The following is a 25,401-nucleotide window of genomic DNA, read 5'->3' on the forward strand; positions in this document are numbered from 1 at the left end:
GCGCCGAGGCGCCGCCGTCTTGCTGTCGGCAGGGCTCACGAGCCGTGCTTGTGCGCGGGGTCCTTGCTGTCTTTCGCGGACATCGCCTCGACGACGAATTCGACGTCGACGGAGCCGGCCTTCTCGAACTTCAGCGTGCCCTTGATCCGCTCGCCTTCCGAGAGCGACGACTTCAGGCCCATCAGCATGACGTGATAGCTACCCGGCTTCAGCGTCACGCTGCCGCCGGCCGGGATGGCCAGGCCGCCCTGGACCTGGCGCATGGTCATGACGCCGTTCTCGACCTTCATCTCGTGGACCTCGAAGCGCTCGGCGCCTTCGAACGTGCCGCCGATCAGCTTGTCGGCCTCCTTGCCGTCGTTCTTCACCTCGAAAAAGCCGCCGGCGACCTTGGCGCCGGGGGCGGTGGCGCGCGTCCACGGGTGGTGGATCGACAGCGCGCCGAGCTTGTAGCCATGGGCGAGGGCCGGGGCGGCGACGCCGAGGCCGAGCGTGGCGGCGAGGCCGAGGGCGAGGGCGGCGCGGCGGGTGAAAGCAGTGTTGGTCATGGGGATGGCATCCTGTGACGGGGCGGCCGGACGCTCACGGGTCCGCGGTCCTGCCCTTGCTGAATCCGATCAGAGCTGTGACTGGGGTCTTGTCGCGCGGGGTGCGCGGCGGGATCGCGTCAGGCGACGGCCGGTGGGGCACGTGAGCCGAGCGGCGGGTGCGCGGCCGGCGTGACGATCTCGTCGGCAGGCGTTGCGGTCAGCGTCGCGAGGACGATCTCACGCGCGAGCCCGGCCGAAGCGGGAGCCGTTGGCGGCGCGGCGGCGGTGCCGGCGCAGTGGCCGAGGCAGCACTGGTCGAGGCCGTGGCCCTGACCTGGCTGACCCGGCACCTGATCCGAATGCGCGGCGCCGCTCTCGCAGATGGCGAAGGCGGCATCGAAGGGCGAGGCCATCGCGCCGGCGCCGAGACCGGTGATCAGCACCTGAAGCACGAGCGCATAGGTCGCGAGAACGGCGACGATCGTCCGCTCGATCCGCGAGGAGGGCTGGTGCCTATGGTCGCCGCGCTTGGCCATGCGCGATGGTTAGGCGCGAGCGCCCGGCCGGTCAATGGTGTGGATCGCCGATCCGTGCGGCTCCCGACCGAATGCTTGCGCCAGCGCAAGTGCTGCGGCACTTCGCGCTCGCACGGCCGGTTGCCTCGCCTGCCCGCCTCCGGCGTGCTATCGCGAAAGCCCGTCCCGCGAGGAGGTGCCGATGTCCGGACCGAAGTTCGATCGCCAGTTCGATCCGCGTCATGGCGAGGCGGTCGAGGTCGCGCCCGGCGTTCGGCGGGTGACGGCCGCAAATCCGGGGCCGTTCACCTGGAAGGGCACCAACAGCTACATCGTCGGCGAGACCGAGCTGGCCGTGATCGATCCCGGTCCCGACGATCCGGCACATGTCGAGGCGCTGGTCCGGGCGATCGGCGGACGGCCGGTCGCCGCGATCCTGGTGACGCACACCCATCGCGATCATTCGCCGGCGGCGGCGCGGCTGAAGGCACTGACCGGCGCGCCGACCTATGGCGAGGGGCCGCATCGGCCGGCACGACCGCTCGCGGCCGGCGAAGCGCACCCGATGGATGCCTCCGGCGACAAGGATTTCGTGCCCGACGTCGTGCTCGGTGCGGGCGGGACCGTTGCCGGCGCGGGCTGGATGCTCGAGGCGGTGCCGACGCCGGGGCATACGGCGAACCACCTCGCCTTCGCGCTCTTCGGCACGCCCCAACTTTTTTCCGGCGACCATGTCATGGCGTGGTCGACCTCGATTGTCGCGCCGCCCGACGGCGCGATGGCCGACTACATGGCCTCGCTCGATCGCCTCTCGGCACGCGCGGAAACGGTCTATCTGCCGGGGCACGGCGGCGCGGTGGTCGAGGCGCACGAGTTCGTCGATGCGCTGCGCCGGCATCGACGCGGCCGCGAGCGGGCGATCCTCGATCGGCTCGCGGCCGGCGACGAGACCATCCCCGACATGGTGGCGGTGATCTATGCCGACGTCGATCGCGCGCTCCACGGGGCGGCGGCGTTGTCGGTGCTGGCGCAGATCGAGGACTTGGTCGGCCGTGGGGTCGTCGCGAGCGACGGGGTGCCGTCGGTGCTGGCCCGCTACCGGCTCGTGGATTGAGGCGCCGGGGCCATGACGCCGGTCAGTCGCCCGACGACTGGCCGTAGCTCTCGGCCATGGCGGTATCGAGCTCGGCCAGGAAGGCGCGGATGCGGCGGGCATTGTCGCCGAGGTCGTGCCGGCCGAAACGGGACGACGAGCGGATATCGATGCGGGCGCCGCTCGGCTCGCCGACGATGCGGATCACGATATCCTCGGCAAAGCCCATGATCATGGTGCGCGCGACGGTCTCGATGCGGGCGCGATCGTTGTCGTCCTTCGGCGGCTGCGCCTCGAGGATCTGCCAGCCGTGCCGCTCGACCACCTTCTTGGCGGCGACGTAGACCAGATCCGAGCCGACCGAGAAGCGCCGGGTGACGATGTCGGGATAGGCCGCGCGTTGCAGCTTCAGCGCCTCGGGCGAGGGCGGCCGGGCGCTGTTGTCGTGGCCGGCCCGAAGCAGCGCGGCGGAGCGGTAGAGCGGCGGATCGATGATGTCGGTCGAGATGTCGGTCAGCTTCGGATAGCGCCAGAGCTCATAGCCGAGCGGTGCCAGCGGCGCGAGCGCGATCAGCGCGTAGACGATGCCGAGCGCGGCGTCGGTCGCGCCGAGGTCGCCCTCGTTCCAGATCACGATCAGGCCGATGATGCCGGCGAGAAGCGCCAGCGCGGCGAGGCCGAAGCCGACCAGCAGCGCGGCGAGCGCGTGGTCGGTGCCGAGCCAGTCGAAATGGTGGCCGACCGCGGCGATCACCAGCACAGGCAGGCCGAGCGAGCCCAGACGCCGGGCGAGCCGGGCCGATCGCGATGTGCTGGGCTTGTACTGGAACGGCATCGGCGAGGGGCGTCCGCGGCTCGGGCGAAGGATCGATCACCCGTCTGTTTATGCCATTCGCCCCCCGCTCGACCAGCCCTGCCGACGCGCGAACACGTCAGGCGGTCGGCAGGCGATAGTCGCGGAAGCGATCACGCAGCGTGGTCTTCTGGATCTTGCCGGTCGCGGTGTGCGGGATCTCCTCGACCACGACGACATCGTCCGGCATCCACCATTTGGCGATGCGGCCGGAGAGATAGTCGAGCAGCGCCTCGCGGGTCGGCGTGCGGTCCTTCTTCGGCACGACGACGAGCAGCGGCCGCTCGTCCCATTTCGGGTGCGCGATGCCGATCACGGCCGCCTCGGCGACATCCGGATGGCCGACCGCCAGATTCTCGATGTCGATCGAGGAGATCCACTCGCCGCCGGATTTGATCACGTCCTTGGCGCGGTCGGTGATCTGCATGTAGCCGTTCGGGTCGATGGTGGCGACGTCGCCGGTATCGAAGAAGCCGTCGGCGTCGAAGGCTTCCGCGCCGATGCCCTTGTAATAGCCCGAGGCGATCGCCGGTCCGCGCACCTTCAGCCGGCCGAAGGTGGTGCCGTCGTGCGGCAGGGCGCGATTTTCGTCGTCGGTGATCTTCATCTCGACGCCGAACGGCGGGATGCCCTGCTTGGTCTGCAGGTCGAGCCATTCCTCGACCGTGGACGTCAGCGTCTCCGGCTTCACCGAGCAGATCGTGCCGAGCGGGCTCGTCTCGGTCATGCCCCAGGCGTGACGGACCTCGACGCCGTAGCGGCGCATGAACGCCTCGGTGATCGCGCGCGGGCAGGCCGAGCCGCCGATCACCACGCGCTTCAGGCTCGAGAGCGCGCCGCCGGTCTGGTCGAGGTGCTGCAAGAGCATCAGCCAGACGGTCGGCACGGCCGCGGTGAAGGTCACGCCGCCGACCTCGAGCATCTCGTGCACCGAGGCGCCGTCGAGCTTCGGGCCGGGCAGCACCAGCGACGCGCCGATCATCGGCGTGGTGAAGGCGAGCGACCAGCAGTTGGCGTGGAACATCGGCACGACGGGCATGATCACGTCGCGCGAACCGACGCCCATCATGTCGGGCATGGTGGCCTGGAAGGCGTGCAGCACGTTGGAACGGTGCGAATAGACGACACCCTTCGGATGGCCGGTCGTGCCGGAGGTGTAGCACATGCCGGCGGCGGTGGTTTCGTCGAAGGCCGCCCAGCGGAAGTCGTCGTCGGCCTCCGCCAGCCAGTCCTCGTAAGCGACCGCGTTCGGCAGGGTCGTCGCGGGCATGTGGGCGGCATCGGTCAGCACGACGATCTTCTCGATCGTCGGCATCCGGTCGATCAGCTTCTCGACCAGCGGCACGAAGGTCAGGTCGACGAACAGCATGCGATCGGCGGCGTCGTTGACGATCCAGACGATCTGGTCGGGGAACAGGCGCGGATTGACCGTGTGGTAGATCGCGCCGATGCCGAGCAGGCCGTACCAGACTTCCAGGTGGCGCCAGGTGTTCCAGGCGAGTGTCGCGACGCGGTCACCGAGCACGATGCCGTCCCGGGTCAGCCGCTTGGCCGCCTTGAGGGCCCGGCTGCGCACCTCGGCGTAGTTGGTCCGGTGCAGCGGGCCCTCGACCGAACGGCTCAGCACGAGCCGGTTCGGATGCTGCGCGGCGGCGTGATCGATGATCTTGGTGCAGATGAGCGGCCAGTGCTGCATCAGGCCCTGCATGCGACGTCCTCCCGTTCGCGGTGGATTGAATCCACTCTCGATTTCGGCCGTCAGCATCGCGCGGGCCGCGGGTGCTGTCCAGACGGAGCTTGCCGGATACGTCAGGATAATGCTGCTGCGGGAAGAGGGGCGGCGGCCGGCGCGACACGCGGGGGCTCAGGCCAAAGAAAAGGCCGCGGATGCTGTCCGCGGCCTTTCTGGATCGCCTTTTCGGGCGACCGATCTCACATGGCTCGACCGATCACTCGTCCGAGCCGGCCGGCGCGGCGGCCGCGGCCTCGGCGAGGCCCTCGCCCGGCTGGTACTCCGGCCGGCGACCGCGACCACGGGCGCCGCGGGTGCGGCGGCGCGGGGCGGCATCGTCCTCGGCCGCCGGGGCGGCTTCGGCCTCGATCGGCGCCGGCGCCGCCGGTTCCGCCTGGGCGGCGGCCGCGGCAGCGGCGGCCCGCGAGGTGCGGGTGCCGGTCAGGAAGGCCGGGAGCTGATCGGCATGGCTGCTGATCGGCGACTCGTCGGCGACCGGCGCGGCACGCTCGGCGCGCGGCTCGCGATACTCGCGTTCGGCGCGCTCCGGGCGTTCGGCACGCTCCGGGCGTTCGGCACGCTCCGGGCGTTCGCTACGCTCGGTCCGTTCAGGACGCTCGGCGCGTTCGGGCCGCTCGCGATACTCGCCGCGACCTTCGCCGCCGAAATCGCCACGCGGGCCGCGCATCTCGCGACGCTCGCGATAGTCGGGACGGTCGCCGCGCGGGGCGCGGGGCTCGCGCGGCTGGTCGCCGTTGCGGTCGCCTTGATTGCGTTCGCCCTGGCCGCGTTCGCCCTGCCCACGGTCGCCCTGGTTGCGGCCCTCCATGCGGTCGCCACGATCGCGGAAGTGACGGCCGTTGCCGTTCATCGGCCGACGATCGCCACGCTCCATGCGCTCCGGACGGTCGCCCATGATGCGCTCGCCATAGGCGGCATCGAGGCTCGGCTGCTCGTCGCTGTAGGGCTGCGGCGCCTCACCCTGCATCGCCGCAGCGGCGGCGCGCGGGTCGGCGGTGTCGAAATCGTCCTCGTCCTCGTCGTCGTTCTGGATGTCGGAACGGACGATCTGGATCGGCTGCTGCATCTGCGCCTGGGCGGCGGCGATGACGCGATAATAGTGTTCGGCGTGCTGGAGATAATTCTCAGCAAGCACCGGGTCGCCGCTCGACTGCGCGTCCCGGGCGAGGCTCACGTATTTCTCGGCGATATGAAGCGCGGTGCCCCGGATCTTCACATCCGGGCCCGTCGACTCGTACGACCGGCTCAGAGGGTTCGGGCCCTTGCGGTTGCCACCACCTTGGTTGCCACCGCGACCGCGCATTCTCTGTTTCGAATTACCCTGCCGCATTATGATGCAATCTCTTCCGGGAAGCGTTGAAGGCTCATGTCCCGCGTCTTCGCGTCTCGGCGCCGGGTCCCGAAACCGCCGGCGACGATGCCCCCTGCCAGGACGCTCCTGTCAGGAAGCGCGACCGCCGGCCGGTCGGCAGACCGGCTGGGGCTCGGACGAAAGCCAGGAATCATCGCGCGATGCGTCCGGCTATCGAGCCGGTGCGTGAGATGATTCGTCATCAGGCTCCTGAAGCCCTGTTCGGCTGAAGACGAACCGAGGCCGTCACGGATCGAGGAATGATCCTTCACTCGGATCGGTCCCGGATCTGATCGTCGACGTCGCGCTGAGATAATCAGACCACCGGAGCGATCCCCCGCTCGGAATGTTTTCAAGGGGGGAGGATGCCGGCCCTACTGGCTACAGTTCGCAGACGCCTTGTCTCGGCGCTCGGAACGTAGCCATTCCCGCGACGATTTCCAAGGGTTATTTTCCTCGGAAGCGACGATCATGGCACGGAATCGTCGATTTTTTCATGATCTGCGCCGTGCTGTTACAACGCGGTCACGCCCTACGAGATCCGGGGATACTCGAATTTCTGTGAAACCGGCACGCGCGAGGATCGATGGTACGGATTGACCCTGATCGTGACCGATCTCGACGGCGAGGAGGCCGTCGGGTCTGAGCACGCGGCGCGAATCGGTGGCGATCGCCCGGTAGGCGTCGAGGCCGTCGGCGCCGCCGTCGAGCGCGAGGTGCGGGTCGTGTTCGCGGACCTCGCGCTCGAGCGTGTCGATCACGTCGGTCCTGATATAAGGCGGATTGGAGACGATCGCGTCGAAGCGGCCCTCCGCCAGAGCATCCGAGTACGACGAGCGCAGGAACAGCGCGCGCGCGCCGACGCCGTGTCGTTCGGCGTTGGCGCGGGCGGTCGCGAGCGCGTCGAGCGACAGATCGGTCGCGACGCCGGTCGCGTCCGGGTGTTCGGCGAGCAGCGTCACCAGGATCGCGCCGGAGCCGACGCCGAGGTCCGCGAAGATGGGGCCTGGGACATTCGAGGCGGCCGTTCGCGGCCGTTCGCGCCAGTGATCGAGCACGGCGTCGACCAATGCCTCTGTGTCGGCGCGCGGCACCAGCGTTTCGGGCGAGAGGCGGAAATCGCGGCCATAGAAGGATTGCACGCCGAGAATGCGGGCGAGCGGCTCGCCCGCGAGCCGGCGCCGCGCCGCTTCGGCGAGGGTTGCGATCGCGGGTCGTGACAGCGGTTCGCCGCCATGGCGCACGATACCGGTCAGATCGAGACCGGTCGCGTGGCCGACCAGGGCGCGGGCCTCGATCTCGGCTGGCCCGATGCCGGCGCTCGCGATGAGATTGCGGAGCCCGCGCGACAGTTCCGACAGCGATGCACCTGCCTCGGCCCGCGCGACCCAGGCGGCGAGGGCGGTAGCGTGGTCGGCCGCGCTCACGCGTCCTCCGCGGCCAGCAGCGCCGCCTGATGGTCGGTCACCAGGACATCGACGATCTCGTCGAGCGCGACGCCGGCCAGAACCTCGTCGAGCTTGTAGAGCGTCAGGTTCACGCGGTGGTCGGTGACGCGGCCCTGCGGGAAATTGTAGGTGCGGATGCGCTCGGACCGGTCGCCGGAGCCGACCTGCACCTTGCGCGCCTCGGCCCGGTTTGCCGCCAGCCGTTCGCGCTCGGCCTCGTAGAGCCGGGCGCGCAGCAGCTGCAGCGCGCGCGCCTTGTTCTGGTGCTGCGAGCGTTCCTCCTGCACCGCGACCGCAACGCCGGTCGGCATGTGGGTGATGCGCACCGCGCTCTCGGTCTTGTTGACGTGCTGGCCGCCGGCGCCGGAGGAGCGGAAATAGTCGTAGCGCAGGTCGGCTTCGTCGATTGCCAGATCGACTTCCTCTGCCTCGGGCAGCACGGCCACCGTCGCGGCGGAGGTGTGGATGCGGCCGCTCGATTCGGTCGCCGGCACGCGCTGGACGCGGTGGACGCCCGATTCGAACTTCAGCCGCGCGTAGACGCCGCGGCCCTCGACGGTCGCGATGATCTCCTTGTAGCCCCCGACCTCGCCTTCGCTGGCCGAGACCACCTCGACCTTCCAGCCGTGGTTCGCCGCATAGCGCTCGTACATGCGGAACAGGTCGCCGGCGAACAGCGCCGCCTCGTCGCCGCCGGTGCCGGCGCGGACTTCGAGGATGATGCCGCGCTCGTCGGCGGCGTCCTTGGGCAGGAGCAGCAGCTGGACTTCATGGGTCAGCGCCTCGACACGGGCGGCGGCCTCGTCGCGCTCGCCCTCGGCCAGCGCCTTCATGTCCGCATCGGTCGCCGGATCGTCGAGCAGGTGCTCGACGCCTTCGAGATCGGCCTCGGCGCGGCGCAGGTCGCGGATCTTCAGCGCGATCGGCTCGAGCTCGGCGTAGTCGCGCGACAGCTGGACATAGGTGTCCGACTCCGCGCCCGCGGCCATGCGCGCCTCGATGACGGCGAAGCGATCGAGGACGGAATCGAGTTTCTCGCGGGACAGCATCGGACTCTTCTGGATCGGGCGGCGTTCCGGGACGGGCGAGGGTTAGGCCAATCGGACCGAGCCCGCTAGACCGGAATGCCCTGCTCCTCGGCATAGTCCCGGAGAAATTGCCGCATATCCCCGGCCGGGCGGGCGGCATCGAGGCGCGGCAGCAGCCGGGCCCTGAGCCGCGAGACGTCGAGGTCGAGCAGCATGGCCTTGACCGGACCGATCGACGACGGCGACATCGAAATCGAGCGATAGCCGAGCGCCAGTAGCGCCATGGCCTCGAGCGGCCGGCCGGCGATCTCGCCGCAGAGCGTCAGCGGCACATGGTGTTCGAGCGCCTTGTCGAGGATCGTCTTCAGGACGCGCAGGAACGGCCGCGACAAGGGATCGTAGCGGCCGGCGAGGCGCGTGTTGCCGCGGTCGGACGCCATGGTGAACTGCAGAAGGTCGTTGGAGCCGACCGAGGCGAAGTGCACGACGCTGAACAGCTCGTCGAGCTGGAACAAGAGGCTCGGCACCTCGATCATGACGCCGAGCTTGACCGTATCCGGCAGCTTGTAGCCGTGCTTCTTCAGGAAGTTCTTCTCGCGCTCGACCATGTCGCGCGCCCGCTCGAATTCCGAGATCTCGGTGATCATCGGGAACATCAGCCGCAGGTCGCGGCCGCCGGCGGCCTTGAGGAGCGAGCGGATCTGGGTGCGCAAGAGGCCCGGCCGGTCGAGGCCGAGGCGGATCGCGCGCCAGCCCATGGCCGGGTTCTCCTCCTCCTCGAAGGCATGCACGTAGGGGAGAACCTTGTCGCCGCCGATGTCGAGCGAGCGGAAGGTCACCGGCCGTTCGCCGGCGGTCTCCAGCACCTTGCGATAGAGCGCCTCCTGCTCGGCCATGCGCGGGAAGGACGAGGCGACCATGAACTGCAGTTCGGTGCGGAACAGGCCGATGCCGGCGGCGCCGGCCTCCTCCAGATGCGGCAGGTCGACCATCAGGCCGGCATTGAGCAGCATCTGGACGTCCTGGGCGTCCTTGGTCGAGGCCGGGCGCGAGCGCAGGCGCCGGTACTGCGCCTGCCGGCGGGCGCGGAAGCGAACCTTCTCGGCATAGGCGGACTCGACGTCCGAGGCCGGGCGCAGGTGGACGATGCCGGCCTCGCCGTCGACGATGATCGCGTCGCCGGTCTCGACCAGGCTGACCGCGCCCTCGAGCTGGCCGACCACCGGGATGCCGATCGCGCGCGCGACGATCGTGACATGGCTGGTCGGCGCGCCCTCTTCGAGCACGAGGCCGCGCAGACGCTCGCGGTCGTAGTCGAACAGCTCGGCCGCGCCCATGTTGCGGGCGATGATCACGGCGTCCCTGGGCAGGAGCCCGGTGCCGCCGTGCGGCTTGCCGATCAGTTCGCGCAACAGACGGTTCGCCAGCGCGTCGAAGTCGTGAAGCCGCTCGCGCAGGTACGGATCGGTCTGGCGCAGCATGCGCGCGCGGGTGTCGGACTGGACCTTCTCGACGGCGGCTTCGGCCGTGAGGCCGTTGCGGACGGCCTCCTCCATCTTGCGAACCCAGCCGCGGTCGTAGGCGAACATGCGGTAGGCTTCGAGCACGTCGCGGTGCTCGCCGCCGCCGTCGCTTTCCGTCCGGGACAAGAGGTCGTCGACCGAGATGCGCAGCTTCTCGATCGCGCCGTCGAGGCGGACCATTTCGCGGTTGGCGTCGTCGGCGATCAGGTTGGAGACGACGACGCGCGGCTCGTGCAGCACGACATGGCCGAGGCCCACGCCTTCGGCGAGCGACAGGCCCTTCAGCTGCACCGCGCGCTTCAGATCGAGCGCGCCGCCGGCCCTCGACAGGGGTTCGAGGCCACCGGCGGCGATCATCTCGGCGATGATCATCGCGGTGGTCTGCAGCGCCTCGACCTCTTCCTCGGCGTAGGTGCGATGCGCCTTGTTCTGCACGACCAGGACGCCGAGCGTCCGGCCGGCGCGCAGGATCGGCACGCCGAGGAAGGAGTTGAAGATCTCCTCGCCCGTCTCCGGCTTGTAGGCGAAGGCGGGATGCGACTGGGCGTTGGAGAGATTGAGGAAGCGGGCGTCGGCGGCGATGAGGCCGACGAGACCTTCGCCGACGCGCATGACCGTCTGGTGGACGGCTTCGCGGTTCAGACCGACGGTGGCGAACAGCTCGAGGACGTCGTCGGCGCGCAGCACATAGACGGAGCAGACCTCCGCGACCATGTTGGTCGCGATCTGGTCGACGATCTTGTCCAGGCGCTCCTGCGGGCTGATCGGCTCCGCGAGCACCTCGCGAAGGCGACGCAGCAGCAGGCGCGGCGCGGCGGGTGAGGCCCGCATGAATCCGATCCCCCCGATGGATCGACGAGGCGGTGTCGCCACCCCGGCGGATCCGGCATCCGACGTCGATCGTCCGGAGCGCGACGCGCCGAACGATCCTTCACATCAATGCTTATCGAGACCGTAGGCCGAATGCAAAGTGCGAACCGCCAGTTCCGCATAAGCCGCGTCGATCAGGACCGAGATCTTGATCTCGGAGGTGGTGATCGCGCGGATGTTGATGCCCTTCGACGCCAGCGCCTCGAAGCAGGTCGAGGCGACGCCGGCATGGCTGCGCATGCCGATGCCGATCACCGACACCTTGACCACGTCCATCGCGCTCTCGATCGAGGTCGCGCCGATCTTCTCCTTGGCCTCCTCGAGCACCTTGAGGGTGCGGGCGAGGTCGGCGTTCGGGACCGTGAAGGTGATGTCGGTGGTCGAGCCGTCGGCCGAGGTGTTCTGCACGATCATGTCGACGTTGACGTTGGCCTCGGCGAGCGGGCCGAACACGCCGGCGGCGACGCCGGGCTTGTCGGCGACGCGGCGCAGCGAAATCTGGGCCTCGTCCTTCGAATAGGCGATGCCGGTCACGACCTGGGCTTCCACGATCTCGTCCTCGTCACAAATGAGGGTTCCCGGGGGATTTCCGTTGGCGTCGACGCCGACCGTGTCGGGGTCGTCGAAGGAGGATCGCACGAAGGTGCGCACCTTGTGCACCATCGCGAGCTCGACCGAGCGGACCTGCAGCACTTTCGCGCCGAGCGAGGCCATCTCGAGCATCTCCTCGAAGGCGATCTTCTCGAGCCGGCGCGCCTTCGGCACAATGCGCGGGTCGGTCGTGTAGACGCCGTCGACGTCGGTATAGATGTCGCAGCGGTCGGCCTCGATCGCCTTGGCGATCGCCACCGCCGAGGTGTCCGAGCCGCCGCGGCCGAGGGTGGCGAGGCGGCCGTCCGGGCCGATGCCCTGGAAGCCGGCGATCACCGCGACCTGGCCGCCGGAGATCCGCTCGATCAGCTTCGTCCCGTCGATGTTCATGATGCGGGCCGCGCCATGCGCGCCGTCGGTCTCGAGCGGGATCTGCCAGCCCTGCCAGGAGCGCGCATCGATGCCGATGTCCTGCAGCACGATCGCCAGCAGACCCGACGTCACCTGCTCGCCCGAGGCGACCACGGCGTCGTATTCGCGCGCATCGTGCAGCTTGGAGGCCTCGGTGCAGTAGCCGACCAGCTGGTTGGTCACGCCGGCCATGGCGGAGACCACGACGGCGACCTGATTGCCGGCTTCGACTTCGCGTTTGACGTGCCGGGCCACGTTCCGGATGCGCTCGATATTGGCGACGGACGTACCGCCGAACTTCATCACCAGACGGGCCATGGCACTGCCGAACTTCGAGGTGGGCGCGGGGAGGCGCTGCTTCCCGCATGTGGAGGAGGCGGCCGAGCCGCCGATCAGCGGCCGGGTTCTTAAAGGAAAGGTGCGGGTCGCGCAATCAATTGCAGGGCTCGCGGTGTTCCGGATGCGGCGGGCGTGTCGGTCATGGAACGGAGCACCCGCTCGCAGCCGCGGTGAACTCCGCGCTTGACCGCCGCGCGTTCCGGCCTACCCTCCGCGCCGAACCGAGGATGCCCGCCGATGACCGCCAACGCCCGCACCACCGTCGACGACGCCGAGATCCGGAATTTCTCCGCCATGGCGGCCGAGTGGTGGGCCCCGCGCGGCAAATTCCGGCCGCTGCACGCGATCAATCCGGTCCGGATCGGCTGGATCAAGCAGATCGTCTGCGACCGCTTCGGCCGCGATGTGAAGAGCGCGACCGCCTTCGAGGGGCTGCGCGTGCTCGACATCGGCTGCGGCGGCGGGCTGCTGACCGAACCGCTGGCGCGGCTCGGCGCCGAGACGGTCGGGGCCGACGCCTCGGAGATCAACATCGAGGTCGCCAAGGCCCATGCGGCCGAGACGGGCGTCGCGATCGACTATCGCGCGACCACGGCGGAGGCGCTGGCCGAGGCCGGCGAGCGCTTCGACGTGGTGTTCGCGATGGAGATCGTCGAGCATGTCGCCGACGTCGACCTGTTCGTCTCGGCCTGCGCCACCATGGTCAAGCCCGGCGGGCTGCTCGTCATGTCGACGCTCAATCGCACGCTGAAGTCGTTCGCGCTGGCGATCGTCGGCGCCGAATACGTGCTGCGCTGGCTGCCGCCGGGCACGCATCAATGGTCGAAGTTCGTGCGGCCGCGCGAGCTCGCCGAGGCGATGCGCGCGGCCGGGCTCGATCCGGTCGACGAGAGCGGCGTGCGCTACGATCCGCTGACCGACCGCTGGTCCGCCGATCCGCGCGACATGGACGTCAATTACATGATGGCGGCCGGACGGCCTTCGCTCGGCTGAGCCGATACACGGCCGGAACGTGTCAGGGCATGGCCGCGATCCGCTCCGCGACAGCCGGCGTCATCGCCGCGAAGACGCTTCCCCAGTCGCCGCGCGTCGCCTGTCGGAACAGCCGCATGGTCGGGTAGAACGGGCTGTCGTCGCGCCCGTCGAGCCAGCGCCAGTCGGCGACCTGCTTCAGCGCCACGAACACCGGCCGGCCGAGCGCGCCGGCGAGGTGGGCGACCGAGGTATCCGAGGTGATCACCAAGTCGAGGTTGGCCATCGCCGCCGCCGTGTCCAGGAAGGCGTGCGGACCGGTGTCGAAATCGTCGCCGAGCGTTTCGACCCGCATGGGCGCGGGCAGGGCGTCGAGCTGATCGAGCCCGAAATTCTTTTGCAACGCGATCAGGCGGACGCCCGGCAGCGCCGCGATCGGCGCGAGCGCGGCGAGCGGATAGGAACGGCCGTGATCGATGATCGGGTCGGGGTTGCCCTGCCAGACGACGCCGATCCGGAAGCCGTGACTGCCGATCCGCTCGCCCCAGCGGGCGGCGCGTGCCGGATCGGCGGTGAAATACGGCACGGACGCCGGCACGGTGTCCGGCGTCGCGCCCATCAGGCCGGGCAGGGACAGGAGCGGGCAGGAGAGGTCGAAGGCCTCGTCGCCCTTGATCTCGGGGATCAGGTCGATGCGTGGATCGAGGCCCGAAAACAGGCCGATCAGCCGCGGTTTGATCAGATAGCCGATCCGGGCGCCCCGGTCGGCGAGCAGCGGCAGGTAGCGGCAGAACTGGATCGCATCGCCGAGCCCCTGTTCGTCGACCACCAGGATGCGCTTGCCCGTCGGATCCTCGCCGCGCCATTTCGGCCAGATCGCCATCATCATCGGGGCGATCTCCTTGGGTGAGTCCTCGTGCCGGTGCTCGTAGTCCGGCCAAGCCTCCGGCCAGCGCCCGAGCGCGAGCTTCATGAAGCCGCGGTGGAGATAGGCGACCGGCGTGGTCAGGCCCGCCGTCACCGCGCGCTCGAAGTGTTGCAGCGCGCGGGCTCTGTCGGGCGTCTGTTCGAGCACATGGCCGCGCAGCCACTCGGCGCGCGCGCGGCCGCCGGGGATGCGCGTGACGCGATCGGCCTCGGCGAGCGCATCGTCGAGGCGATCGAGACGGATCAGCACCTCGACGCGGAACACCCGGGTCTGCATGTCGTCGGGCGACTGTTTGAGAATTGCGTCCAGCGCCGCGAGGGCTTCGTCGAGGCGGAACAGGTCGAGCAGCTGCGCGGCGCGGGCGCGCGCGATCTCGACATCATCCGGCCGGAGGTCGAAGGCGAGCTGATAGGAGGTCAGCGCGTGGTCGTGCTGATCGAGTGCCTTCAGCGCGTTGCCGCGCTCATGCAGCGCTTCGGGGAAGGCCGGAACCTGCTCGATGGCAGCATCGAAGGCGTCGAGCGCCTCGCGCGGGCGGCCGAGCTTCATCAGCATGCGGCCGCGTTCGAAGCGCGCCTTCGGCATGGCGGCGCGACGGGCGAGCGCCGCCTCGATCTCGGCGAGGCCGAGCTCGGGGCGGCCGAGATCGCCGATGACGGCGCCGCGCAGCCACATCAGGTTCGGATCGCCCGGCCGTTCGGCCAGTGCCTCGTCGAAGGCCTTCAGCGCCTCCTTCGGCCGGCCCTCCGCGCGCGCGATCAGGCCGGCGAGCGTCTTGCCGACCGGATGGGCGAGGCTCGCCGGCTTCTCGGCGAGCAGCGTCTTCTTGGCCCGGCCGACATCGCCGGCGTTGAACTGCTCATAGGCCTTGCGGATGGCGGCTTCGGCCTTCTCGGCACGGGCGAGGGACATGAGCGACGGTCTCCGTCCGGCGGGCGAATCAGTGTTTCGCCAGTTTACAGCCGACGGTGAATGGTCGCTCCATTGCCAGATCGGATCGGTCGTGGTGCTGGGCCATCCGTGCACCGACCCGCCAGCGATCCATCGGCCAGAGGCGATCGTCGCTCCCATCCGCCGCTCTTGTCCGGCGCGCGCCTGGGGGGCGAAGAGGCTCGAGCTCGCTGCCGGGCCTCAGCGGACGATGGTCGCCTTGAAGGGCAACGTCGTCTTCGACCAGGGGCAGGTGTATTCGCCGGAGACCGTATTGCCCCGCCGGGTACCCGAATAAAAGCAGCGGCCCTTGCCGACGCCCGGCCCGAACGTGTCCTCGCGCTCGATCTCGATCTTGCTGCCGTTGTCGATGATCGTCAGATCGGCGCGGACGACGTTGTTGCCCTTGGTCCAGGTCGCCTTCCAATTATCCGAGCGGCCGGACCGGACCCAGACGCCCTGCCAGCCGGCTTCGGTCTCGGTCCATTGCGATCCGGTGTCCGCGCTGGCACTCGCCGTGACGCCCAGGATGGCGGAGGCCCCGAGCAGGGCGGCGGTCAGCAGACGGGCGTAGATCATGCGCATGGATACCTTTCTGAGGCGCGAGCGTGCGGTCGATCAGGCGTCGAGGTTGGCGGTCAGCGCGTTTTCCTGGATGAACTCGCGGCGCGGTTCGACCTCGTCGCCCATCAGCTTGGTGAAGATGTCCTCGCTGTCGTCGGCTTCGCGGATCTTGACCTGCAGGAGCGAGCGCGCGTTCGGGTCGAGCGTCGTTTCCCAGAGCTGCTCGGCGTTCATCTCGCCGAGGCCCTTGTAGCGCTGCAGCGCGATGCCGCGGCGGCCGAAACCGAACACGGCGTCGAGCAGGTCGCGCGGCCCGTGGATCTCGGTGCCGGTCTCCTTGCGCCGCAACTCGCTCGGCTTGCCGTAGACTTCCTTCAGGCGCGCCGCGTAGCTGTCGAGCTTGCGGGCGTCGGCGGAATGGATCAGCGCGGTGTCGATCCAGTGCGTCTCCTCGACGCCGCGCAGCGTGCGCGAGAACACGAGACCGCCGTCCTCGCGGGCCTCGCCGGTCCAACCCGTCTCGTATTCCTCCGCGAGCACGTCGAGGCGGCGGGCGATGTCGGCCGCTGCCTCGGTCGCCTTGGGCAGATCGTCGAGCACGGCCGGCGACAGCACGCCGGCGATGGCGGCCTGTTCGACGATGGTGCGGTCGTAGCGGTGATGCAGGCCGTCGAGCAGCTGCCGGGCCTGGCGCGCCTCGTCGACGACGGCGCGCAGGTCGCGGCCGGCGATTTCCTCGCCGGTGCCGAGCCTGAGCACGGCATCCTCGAGGCCCTGGTCGACGAGGTAGTCCTCGAGCGCCTTCTCGTCCTTGAGATAGCTCTCGGACCGGCCGCGCGTCACCTTGTAGAGCGGCGGCTGGGCGATGTAGAGGTAGCCGCGCTCGATCATCGTCGGCATCTGCCGGAAGAAGAAGGTCAAGAGCAGCGTGCGGATATGGGCGCCGTCGACGTCGGCGTCCGTCATGATGATGATCTTGTGGTAGCGGATCTTGTCGAGGTTGAACTCGTCGTTGCCGATACCGGTGCCGAGCGCGGTGATCAGCGTGCCGATCTGCTCGGACGAGAGCATCTTGTCGAAGCGGGCGCGCTCGACGTTGAGGATCTTGCCGCGCAGCGGCAGCACGGCCTGATTCTCGCGGTTGCGGCCCTGCTTGGCGGATCCGCCTGCCGAGTCACCCTCGACGATGAACAGTTCCGACTTGGCCGGGTCCTTCTCCTGGCAATCGGCGAGCTTGCCCGGCAGCGAGGCGATGTCGAGCACGCCCTTGCGCCGGGTCAGCTCGCGGGCGCGGCGCGCGGCCTCGCGGGCGGCGGCGGCCTCGACCACCTTGCCGACGATGGTCTTCGCCTCGGCCGGATGTTCCTCGAACCAGGTCGCGAGCGCCTCGTTGAGCACGTTCTCGACCACGGGGCGGACTTCCGACGAAACCAGCTTGTCCTTGGTCTGCGACGAGAACTTCGGGTCCGGCACCTTGACCGACAGGACGGCGGTCAGGCCTTCGCGGCTGTCTTCGCCGGAAAGCGAGACCTTCTCCTTCTTGGTCAGGCCCGAACTGTCGGCATAGCCGACGACCTGACGCGTCAGCGCGGCGCGGAAGCCGGCGAGATGCGTGCCGCCGTCGCGCTGCGGGATGTTGTTGGTGAAGCAGAGCGTCTGCTCGTGGTAGCTGTCGTTCCACCACAACGCGCACTCGACCGTGATGCCGTCGCGCTCCGACTTCACATAGAGCGGCGAGCCGATCACCGGGTGCTTGGCGCGGTCGAGGAAGCGCACGAAGGCGTCGAGGCCGCCGTCATAGCGCATCTGCTCGACCCGCGGCTCGACGCCGCGGCGGTCCTCGAGCAGGATGTTGACACCGGAGTTCAGGAACGCCAGCTCGCGCAGGCGATGCTCGAGGGTGGCGAAATCGAACTCGACCTTGGTGAAGGTCTCGGTCGAGGGCAGGAAGGTCACTTCGGTGCCGCGCTTGTCGCCGCAGTCGCCGACGACGGCCAGCGGCGCTTCCGGATCACCGTGCCGGAAGCGCATGTAGTGTTCCTTACCGTCGCGCCAGACGCGCAGGTCGAGCCAGGACGACAGCGCGTTCACGACCGAGACGCCGACGCCGTGCAGACCGCCGGAGACCTTGTAGGAGTTCTGGTCGAACTTACCGCCGGCGTGCAGCTGGGTCATGATGACCTCGGCCGCCGAGACGCCTTCCTCCGGATGGATCGCGGTCGGGATGCCGCGGCCGTCGTCGCGCACGGTGCAGGAGCCGTCGGCATTGAGGCGCACATAGACCTCGTTCGCCCAGCCGGCCAATGCCTCGTCGATGGCGTTGTCGACGACCTCGTAGACCATGTGGTGCAGGCCGGAGCCGTCGTCCGTGTCGCCGATATACATGCCCGGACGCTTGCGGACGGCATCGAGGCCCTTCAGGACCTTGATCGAGTCCGCCCCGTATTCGGCGGAGCCGTTCTTCGAGGGGCCTTGATCGGAGATTTCGGTCATTCGAATCAGTCGCCTTTCGAGCGCGAAGGATCACACGTCATACCGCTCGCGCGACCCCGGTTCAACGTTGCGGCCAGTCCTCGTACGTCTGTGGACGATCGCAAGGAAATCCGCTGTTTTCGAGGCCGCGATGCGAGACGGCCGACACGGCGCGGGCGAGGATCCACCGCGGCGATGCGGACGGCGTGGCGGCCTTGTCGGCATCTGTCGCGGGCGGCGCGCAAAGCTGTTGCCGCGCTCTGATATATCGCGTCATCCGTGCAGTGAAGATGGGAAATTATTACATTCATCTTTGTGTATACTTTTGTTTTTCAGTAAAAATCTGCATGAAAGACTGAAATATCATCGAACATTTGATTAATAATTCATTATGACATTTCGATCATCGTCTATCCCTTAGCGGAAGAAAAGGTGATCCCATGCAGTCGCTGACGATCCGGGAACGCGTATTCATACTGATATTGATCCCGGCACTGGCGGCGATCGGCTTGATGCTGAGCGATCTCTACGAAAGTCATGCTCGGCTCGATGCGGTGGCGCGGATGCAGCCTGCCGTGGTCGCCGCCAAGCGCGCCGGCGCGATCGTGCACGAGTTGCAGAAGGAGCGCGGAGCGACGAACGCGCTGCTCGTCAGTCGCGAGAATGCCGGGTTCCAGACCGCCCTCGACGGCGTTCGCGCCTCGACCGATGCGGCCGTGAAGGGGTGGAACGAGATTGCCGACCTGGAGGCTGCGACGCCCTCGGACGCGATGCGCACGCGCATCGCCGCGGCGAAGGACAAGCTCGCGCGGATCGTCGAGTTCCGTCGGAAGGTCGATGGCGGCGCGGCGGCGCCGGCGGAGAGCCTCGGCTTCTATACCGGGCTCGTGGATGATCTGGTCGCGATCGCGGGCGGCCTGGTCGAGTTCTCCGGTCAGGACGAGAGCGCTCGCAGCCTGGCGGCCTATCGCTTCCTGCTGCTGACCAAGGAACGCGCTGGCCTCGAGCGCGCGACCGGCGCCGCGCTCGCCGGTGCAGCCACCTTCGATGCGGACCGTTATCTGAGCTTCGTCGATGCGGTTGCCCAGCAGGAGGCCTATGCGCGCGAGTTCGCCTTCGCCGCGCCGCCGGTTCTGGCGCAGATCTACGACGCGAAGGTGCGCGGCGGCGCGTTCGAGCGACAGGTCAGCCTGCGCAAGACCTTGCTCGCGCTGCCGAAGACCGGATCGGCGGGCGGCATCACGGCGGCGGACTGGTTCAAGACGGCGACCGAGCGGATCGACGCGATGAAGGCAGCCGAGGACGAGGTGATCGGCCGGATTGGCGCGGCGGTCGATCGGGCGCGGGCCGAGATGGCGACGCAGTTCTACGGCCGCCTCGCGGGTGAACTGGTGCTCGGCACCGTCTTCGTGGCGCTGGTCACCTGGGTGGCGCGGTCGCTGGTCGGGCCGCTCCGGCGTACCGCGGCCGCGATCGCGCGGATCGCGGCCGGCGACCGCACGGTGGTCGTCGAACATGTCGCCTCGACCCGCAGCGAGATCGGCCAGATGACGCAGGCCGTCGAGACCCTGCAGGCGAGCCTGGCCGAGCTCGATGCGATGCGCGAGCGGCAGGCGCAGTCGGAGCGGGAGCGCGAGGTTGAGCTCAGGGCCGAGCGGCATGCGATCGCCGACCGGTTCGAAGCGACGATGGGCGAGCTCGCCGGGCACATCGACCATTCCGCGCGCGACCTCGCGGCCTCGGCCGAGCAGTTCCGCGCGGCGGCCGCTCTCGGCGCGCGGCAGGCGCAGGTGGTCGCGGGTGCGGCCTCGGAGGCTTCTGGCAATGTCCATGGCGTGGCGGCCGCGACCGAGGAGATGACGTCGTCGATCGCCGAGATCGGTGGGCAGGTGGCCAAGTCGGCCGGCGTCGCGGATGCGGCCTCGCGCGAGGTCGAGGCCACGGAAGCGGAAGTCCGGGCGCTCGCGGAAGCGACCGCGCGCATCGGCCAGATCGTCGACCTGATCAACGCCATCGCCGGCCAGACCAACCTGCTCGCGCTCAACGCCACCATCGAGGCTGCGCGTGCCGGCGAGGCCGGTCGCGGCTTCGCGGTGGTCGCCCACGAGGTGAAGGCGCTCGCCTCCGAGACCGCCAAGGCGACCGGCGAGATCGCCGCCAGCATTGCCGAGATCCAGCAGGCGACCGACCGCACGGTCGGCTCGATCGGCCGCATCGTCGGCATCATCGGCAACATCCAGGAGGCCTCCAACACGATCGCCGCGGCGATCGAGGAGCAGGGCGCGGCGACCGGCGAAATCGCGCACAACACGCAATTGGCCGCCAAGGGCACGACCGAGGTGTCGGCGACCATCGCGGACGTCGGTCGGGCCGCGGAGGAAACGGCGGCGGCCTCGGCGGAGCTGCTCGATGTCTCGAAGCGGCTCGCCGGTCAGTCGACCGTGCTGCAGGGCGAGGTGCGCGGCTTCGTGGAGAAGCTCAGGGTCGGGTGACCGGAGCGGGCTGTCGCCCGGCGAGGGTCGATCGTGATGCTCTTTTCGGGTCAGCGCGCTGCGATCGCGGCGGCGGCGCCTGCCATCATGGTGCCGGCCGTGCGGTCGAGGATCCGGCGCGCGCGGGCGTCGGCGAACAGGTGCCGGGCGCGGGCGGCCGCAGCGGCATAGGCGCCGCCGATCACCATCAGGATCACGACGGCGACGATCGACAGCTCGACGAAGGTCGTCGCCGTCATGCGTTCGAGATCGATCACGGACGGCAGCAGCGCGAGGTAGAACACCATCGTCTTGGGATTGCCGAGCGTCAGGAACAGCCCGGCCCACACGGTGGCGAACGGGCTCTCGGCGCTCGCCTTCGCGGCCACTTCTTCGCCCTCGGCCTTGGCGGTCCAGAGCTTGAAGGCGAGCCAGGCGAGATAGGCCGCGCCGAGATATTTGATCACCATGAACACGGCACCAAAACTCTGCGCCAGCGCGGCGAGCCCGAAGGTCGCCGCGGCGAAATAGACGATGTCGCCGATGCAGAGGCCGATCACCATCGGCATGGTGCGCCTGAAGCCGGAGCCGAGCGCGCGGGCGACGATGGCGGTCATGCCGGGACCGGGCGTGGCGGCGGCGATGGCGAGCGCGATCGAAAAGGCGAGGAGCGTGGCAAGGGTCATGGGACGGCTTCTTCGGCGCGGTTCGAGCCCGGTTCGGCGACGCGGCTGCTATCAGCGAGGGCCGTGTCGGGCGGTCTCGGCTTGTTGACCAGCGTGACCAGCACGAAGCTGACCACCAGCAACAGATACCACGATCCGAGCTTGCCGAGCGAGACCAGCGTGCCGGGGCTGCGACCCGGATAGAGCCAGGTGCCGGTGGCGGTGCCGATGTTCTCGGCGATCCAGAGGAAGACGGCCGTCAGGAGGGCTGCGACCAGCAGCGGCATCCAGCGCGGCACGGTGTCGACCGTGAAGTAGATCCGCACGCGCCAGAACAGGACGATGGTCGCGGCGAAGAGCCCGTACCGCAGATCCGGAAGATAGTGGTGCGCGAAGAAGTTCGCGTAGATCGCCAGTGCGAGCGCGATGGCCCAGCCGCGCGCCGGATAGCGCGTGAACCGCATGTCGAAGATCCGGATCACGCGGGCCATGTAGCTACCGACCGAGGCATACATGAAGCCCGTGAACAGCGGCACGCCCGCGATGCGGAACAACGCCGGTTCCGGATAGGTCCAGGAGCCGACGTGGGTCTTGAACAGCTCCATCAGCGTGCCGACGAGATGATAGAAGAGGATCACCTTGGCCTCGTCGAGTGTCTCCATGTCGAGGGCCAGGAACGTCAGCTGGATCGTGATCGCCGCCACGAACAGGGCGTCGTAGCGATGGACCGGCCAGGTCGGATCCCAGAGCCACTTCGTGCCGATCAGCAGGCCGAGCATCAGTCCGGCAAACAGGCAGGCCCAGGCCTGTTTCAGGCCGAACAGGATGAACTCGGCGAGCGGGGCGGGCAGCCGCGCCAGCCGGTTGCGGATCGCGCGGCGCAGCGGCTCCAGAACCCGGCCGACCGGGTGGTTCGGCCGGCGTTCGGGCGCGGCGCGTCCGATACTCACGCGAGCGCCTTCATGCGTTGCACCGTCCCGCCCGTCACCTCGAACACCTGCGCCCGTTCACCGAGCGCCTCAAACGCGACCACGTCGGTGCCGGTCATCCAGCACTGACCGCCGAGCGTCTCGACCACATCAAAGAGTTCGCGGCGGCGGCGCGGATCGAGATGGGCGGCGATCTCGTCGAGCAGCAAGAGCGGCGCGCGGCCGACCGTCTCGGCGACGAGCCGGGCGTGCGCCAGCACGAGGCCGACCAGCAGCGCCTTCTGTTCGCCGGTCGAGGATTGCGCGGCCGGCATGCCCTTCGGGCCGTGCACGACCGCGAGATCGGCGCGATGCGGGCCGTCGAGCGTGCGGCCGGTGGCGGCATCGCGGCGGCGATTGGTGGCGAGCCGGTCGCGATAGAAATCCTCGACATCCGCCGATGGGCCGCCCAGTGCGGCGCGCGCCTCGATCTCGCCTTCGAGCGCCAGTTCGGCGTGCGGGAACGGCGATTCCTGACGCGTCGCCTCGATCAGACGGGCGAGGCAGGCGACCGTTTCGACGCGGGCCGCCGCGATCGCCGCGCCCAGCTCGGCGAGCTGCGCCTCGATCGCATCGAGCCAGTCGGCGTCGAAGCGGTCTTCCTCCAGCAGGCGATTGCGGCCGCGCATGGCGCGTTCGAAGGCCGAGACGCGGGCGCCGTGCGCGGGGTCGAGCGCCAGCACCAGTCGGTCGAGGAAGCGGCGCCGGTCGGCGCCCGGACCTGTGAAGAGCCCGTCCATCGACGGGGTCAGCCAGAGCACGCGGCAATGGTCGAGCAGGTCCTCGGCCGCGCGGGCCGGCGCCCCGGCGATGCGGATCACCCGTGTGCGCTCGCCATCCTCGCCGGCCGCGCCGAGGCCGGTGCCGAGGCGCACCTCACCATCGGGCCCGTCGAGCAGCGCCGAGACGGCGAAGCTGCCGTCGCCGCCGCGCGCGCCATCTCGTCGAGCCTGGCGCGCCGAAAGCCGCGGCCGGGGGTCAACAGCGACAGCGCCTCGAGCAGGTTGGTCTTGCCGGCGCCGTTCTCGCCGACGAGCACGACGTGGCGGCGGTCGAGATCGAGCGCCAGCTGGGCGTAGTTGCGGAAATCGGTCAGCCGGAGCGCGGTCAGGCCGACACGATCCTCCGGCACGGCGACGCCGTGTGGCGTGCCGTCGGAGAGATCGGTCGTGAGCCGCCGGTCCGGCAGGGCGCTCATCGCTTGAAGACCGCGTCGGCCGCGGACTTGGAGGCGAGCTTGGCGGCGCGGTCGACGTTCAGCCGCGCAATCTCGGCCTCGAGCAGCGCGACGCGCTCGTCGAGTTCGGCGACCGAGAGCAGCGACAGGTCCTGCCCGATCTCGTGGGAGGGCTTCTTCTTCGGTCGGTCGTCGTCCATGAACGCCATCGGGGCGCATCCCATTGTTGCGATCGATCCGCCGATCGCGGCGATTGCCGGTTCGTCGAACTATACGGACGCCGGCCGATCGTCACAAATGAGGCGCGCGACGGGCAGGAGCCGAATCATGGCGGAAGTCATTGTCTATATCGCCCAGTCGGTCGACGGCTTCATCGCCGATCGCACCGGCGGCATCGATTTCCTCAAGCCCTACGAGGGCTGGGACTTCGGCTACGACGCCTTCTACCGCGGGGTCGACGCGGTGGTGATGGGCCGCAAGACCTACCAGCACTGCCGGACTTTCCCCGAATGGCCCTATCACGGCCGCGCCGTGATCGTGATGACCAAAGGGCCGCCGCTCGATGGCGACGGGCTCGCGGTGTTCGACGACCGCACGCCGCGCGAAATCGTGACCGACCTCGAATATGCCGGCAAACGGCGGATCTGGCTCGCCGGCGGCGGCGGGCCGATCCGCGCCTTCCTCGATGCCGGTCTGGTCAAGCGGCTGATCCTGTTCCAGATCCCGATCCTGCTCGGTGCGGGCGCGACGCTTTGGCCGGCGGGCCGGCGCGAACGCGGGCTCGACCCGAAGCGGATCGCCACGCATATGAATGGCGTTGTCGAAATGGAATTCGCGGTGGTCTGATCGGCCACCGGTTCGATGGGCGGTCCGTCGGGCGATCCCGCCCACGCCCGCCGCCTCAAGTTCTCGGAGGAACCCTCGCATGCCGCTCACCGTGCCGCCGACCATGACCGCGATCGCCATTCCGCGCCCGGGCGGGCCGGAGGCGCTGGTGCCGGAGACCCGCGCTGTGCCGGTGCCGGGCGAGAAGGAGATCCTGGTCAAGGTCGCGGCCGCCGGCGTCAACCGGCCGGACGTGTTGCAGCGTGAGGGCAGCTATCCGCCGCCGAAGGGCGCCTCCGACATCCCCGGGCTCGAGGTCGCCGGCACGGTGGTGGCGCTCGGGCCGGCGGTGACGCGCTGGGCGCTCGGCGAGCGGGTGACCGCGCTGGTCGCCGGCGGCGGCTATGCCGAATTCGCCGTGGTGCCCGAGGAGACCGCGCTGCCGGTGCCGAAAGGCCTGTCGACGGTCGAGGCGGCGGCGATCCCGGAGACCTTCTTCACGGTGTGGTCGAACGTGTTCGACCGCGCGGGCCTCAAGCCCGGCGAGGTGTTCCTCGTCCATGGCGGCACGTCGGGCATCGGCACGACCGCGATCCAGCTCGCCAAGAGCTTCGGCGCCACGGTCATCGCCACCGCCGGCAGTGCCGAGAAGTGCGCCGCGTGCCGCGACCTCGGCGCGGATCTGGCGATCGACTATCGCGCGCAGGATTTCGTCCAGGAGGTGAAGACCTTCACGCAGGGACGCGGCGCCAACGTGATCCTCGACATGGTCGGCGGCGATTACATCGAGAAGAACCACGAGGCCGCCGCGGTCGAGGGGCGGATCGTGCAGATCGCCTTCCTGCGCGGTGCCAAGGTCGAGGTCAATTTCACCCGGCTGATGCTGAAGCGGCTCGTCCATACCGGCTCGACGCTCCGGGCGCGCGAGGTGCCGTTCAAGGCGGCGATCGCGGCGAGCCTCCGCGAGAAGGTCTGGCCGCTGATCGAGGCCGGCGCGGTCAAGATCCCGGTCGATTCCACCTTCCCGCTCGCCGCCGCCGCCGATGCGCACCGGCGCATGGAGACGAGCGCGCATGTCGGCAAGATCGTGCTGACGGTCGCTGATTCGGACTGAGAAGCGCCGT

At 69.2% G+C, this 25,401-nt stretch carries 20 protein-coding genes and 1 pseudogene; 5 read left to right on the forward strand and 16 right to left on the reverse strand.

Going from position 1 to position 25,401, the window contains the following annotated elements; translation table 11 throughout:
* Positions 1–35 precede the first annotated feature (35 nt).
* Positions 36–548: a copper chaperone PCu(A)C gene (locus tag ABS361_21215; protein ID XBY44499.1), complete on the reverse strand. Its 513-nt coding sequence runs from the start codon at positions 546–548 to the stop codon at positions 36–38.
* Between the two features lie 119 nt (positions 549–667).
* Complete coding sequence (locus tag ABS361_21220; protein XBY44500.1) at positions 668–1,066, reverse strand: hypothetical protein; 399 nt, start codon at positions 1,064–1,066, stop codon at positions 668–670.
* A gap of 181 nt (positions 1,067–1,247) precedes the next feature.
* On the opposite strand from ABS361_21220, the gene ABS361_21225 reads away from it, so the two are divergent.
* Positions 1,248–2,159 (forward strand): MBL fold metallo-hydrolase, encoded by a 912-nt coding sequence (locus tag ABS361_21225; protein ID XBY44501.1) that lies wholly within the window; start codon positions 1,248–1,250, stop codon positions 2,157–2,159.
* A 22-nt stretch (positions 2,160–2,181) separates the two neighbouring features.
* Here ABS361_21225 and ABS361_21230 read toward each other — a convergent pair whose 3' ends face one another.
* The 7 genes from ABS361_21230 to ABS361_21260 all read right to left on the reverse strand — a co-directional run bounded on the left by ABS361_21230 (position 2,182) and on the right by ABS361_21260 (position 12,284).
* Entirely contained in the window at positions 2,182–2,973 is a 792-nt protein-coding gene (locus ABS361_21230; GenBank protein XBY44502.1) for a DUF1499 domain-containing protein, read from the reverse strand.
* Between the two features lie 97 nt (positions 2,974–3,070).
* Positions 3,071–4,699 carry a long-chain-fatty-acid--CoA ligase gene (locus ABS361_21235; GenBank protein XBY44503.1) on the reverse strand — a complete coding sequence of 543 codons (1,629 nt, stop codon included), beginning with the start codon at positions 4,697–4,699 and terminating at the stop codon, positions 3,071–3,073.
* Positions 4,700–4,940: 241 nt separating this feature from the next.
* On the reverse strand, positions 4,941–6,074 hold the full coding sequence (locus tag ABS361_21240) for a DUF4167 domain-containing protein (GenBank protein ID XBY44504.1): 1,134 nt from the start codon (positions 6,072–6,074) through the stop codon (positions 4,941–4,943).
* A gap of 515 nt (positions 6,075–6,589) precedes the next feature.
* Entirely contained in the window at positions 6,590–7,522 is a 933-nt protein-coding gene (prmC, locus tag ABS361_21245; GenBank protein XBY44505.1) for a peptide chain release factor N(5)-glutamine methyltransferase, read from the reverse strand.
* On the reverse strand, positions 7,519–8,592 hold the full coding sequence (gene prfA / locus ABS361_21250; protein XBY44506.1) for a peptide chain release factor 1: 1,074 nt from the start codon (positions 8,590–8,592) through the stop codon (positions 7,519–7,521). The genes prmC and prfA overlap by 4 nt, the downstream gene beginning before the upstream one ends.
* Before the next feature lie 65 nt (positions 8,593–8,657).
* Positions 8,658–10,925 (reverse strand): phosphoenolpyruvate--protein phosphotransferase, encoded by a 2,268-nt coding sequence (gene ptsP / locus ABS361_21255; protein XBY44507.1) that lies wholly within the window; start codon positions 10,923–10,925, stop codon positions 8,658–8,660.
* 105 nt (positions 10,926–11,030) lie between these two features.
* Positions 11,031–12,284, reverse strand: coding sequence for an aspartate kinase (locus ABS361_21260; protein ID XBY44508.1), 1,254 nt, complete (start codon positions 12,282–12,284; stop codon positions 11,031–11,033).
* Between the two features lie 258 nt (positions 12,285–12,542).
* Between ABS361_21260 and ubiG the strand changes: the two genes are divergently transcribed.
* Positions 12,543–13,298, forward strand: coding sequence for a bifunctional 2-polyprenyl-6-hydroxyphenol methylase/3-demethylubiquinol 3-O-methyltransferase UbiG (gene ubiG, locus ABS361_21265; GenBank protein XBY44509.1), 756 nt, complete (start codon positions 12,543–12,545; stop codon positions 13,296–13,298).
* Positions 13,299–13,320: 22 nt separating this feature from the next.
* Here ubiG and ABS361_21270 read toward each other — a convergent pair whose 3' ends face one another.
* The 3 genes from ABS361_21270 to gyrB all read right to left on the reverse strand — a co-directional run bounded on the left by ABS361_21270 (position 13,321) and on the right by gyrB (position 18,192).
* On the reverse strand, positions 13,321–15,117 hold the full coding sequence (locus ABS361_21270; GenBank protein XBY44510.1) for a tetratricopeptide repeat-containing glycosyltransferase family protein: 1,797 nt from the start codon (positions 15,115–15,117) through the stop codon (positions 13,321–13,323).
* Between the two features lie 219 nt (positions 15,118–15,336).
* Positions 15,337–15,720, reverse strand: coding sequence for a hypothetical protein (locus tag ABS361_21275; protein ID XBY44511.1), 384 nt, complete (start codon positions 15,718–15,720; stop codon positions 15,337–15,339).
* Positions 15,721–15,753: 33 nt separating this feature from the next.
* Positions 15,754–18,192, reverse strand: a complete 2,439-nt coding sequence (gene gyrB / locus ABS361_21280) for a DNA topoisomerase (ATP-hydrolyzing) subunit B (GenBank protein XBY44512.1) — start codon at positions 18,190–18,192, stop codon at positions 15,754–15,756.
* 419 nt (positions 18,193–18,611) lie between these two features.
* Between gyrB and ABS361_21285 the strand changes: the two genes are divergently transcribed.
* Positions 18,612–20,663, forward strand: a complete 2,052-nt coding sequence (locus tag ABS361_21285; protein ID XBY44513.1) for a nitrate- and nitrite sensing domain-containing protein — start codon at positions 18,612–18,614, stop codon at positions 20,661–20,663.
* 50 nt (positions 20,664–20,713) lie between these two features.
* Here the strand turns inward: ABS361_21285 and ABS361_21290 are convergent, their stop codons facing one another.
* The 4 genes and pseudogenes from ABS361_21290 to ABS361_21305 form a co-directional block, all read right to left on the reverse strand.
* Complete coding sequence (locus tag ABS361_21290) at positions 20,714–21,328, reverse strand: LysE family translocator (protein ID XBY44514.1); 615 nt, start codon at positions 21,326–21,328, stop codon at positions 20,714–20,716.
* A complete protein-coding gene (locus ABS361_21295) occupies positions 21,325–22,257 on the reverse strand; it encodes a DUF817 domain-containing protein (protein ID XBY44515.1) in 933 nt (310 codons plus the stop codon). The genes ABS361_21290 and ABS361_21295 overlap by 4 nt, the downstream gene beginning before the upstream one ends.
* Positions 22,254–23,407, reverse strand: a pseudogene (recF, locus tag ABS361_21300) (DNA replication/repair protein RecF). The gene ABS361_21295 and the pseudogene recF overlap by 4 nt, the downstream one beginning before the upstream one ends.
* A 62-nt stretch (positions 23,408–23,469) precedes the next feature.
* Positions 23,470–23,661 carry a DUF1192 domain-containing protein gene (locus ABS361_21305; GenBank protein ID XBY44516.1) on the reverse strand — a complete coding sequence of 64 codons (192 nt, stop codon included), beginning with the start codon at positions 23,659–23,661 and terminating at the stop codon, positions 23,470–23,472.
* Positions 23,662–23,779: 118 nt separating this feature from the next.
* Here ABS361_21305 and ABS361_21310 point away from each other — a divergent pair, with 118 nt between their 5' ends.
* Entirely contained in the window at positions 23,780–24,298 is a 519-nt protein-coding gene (locus ABS361_21310; protein XBY44517.1) for a dihydrofolate reductase family protein, read from the forward strand.
* Between the two features lie 79 nt (positions 24,299–24,377).
* Positions 24,378–25,391 carry an NAD(P)H-quinone oxidoreductase gene (locus tag ABS361_21315; GenBank protein XBY44518.1) on the forward strand — a complete coding sequence of 338 codons (1,014 nt, stop codon included), beginning with the start codon at positions 24,378–24,380 and terminating at the stop codon, positions 25,389–25,391.
* Positions 25,392–25,401 lie beyond the last annotated feature (10 nt).

The sequence above is a fragment of the Ancalomicrobiaceae bacterium S20 genome (genome assembly GCA_040269895.1).
GTDB classification, from domain to species: domain Bacteria; phylum Pseudomonadota; class Alphaproteobacteria; order Rhizobiales; family Ancalomicrobiaceae; genus Methyloraptor; species Methyloraptor flagellatus.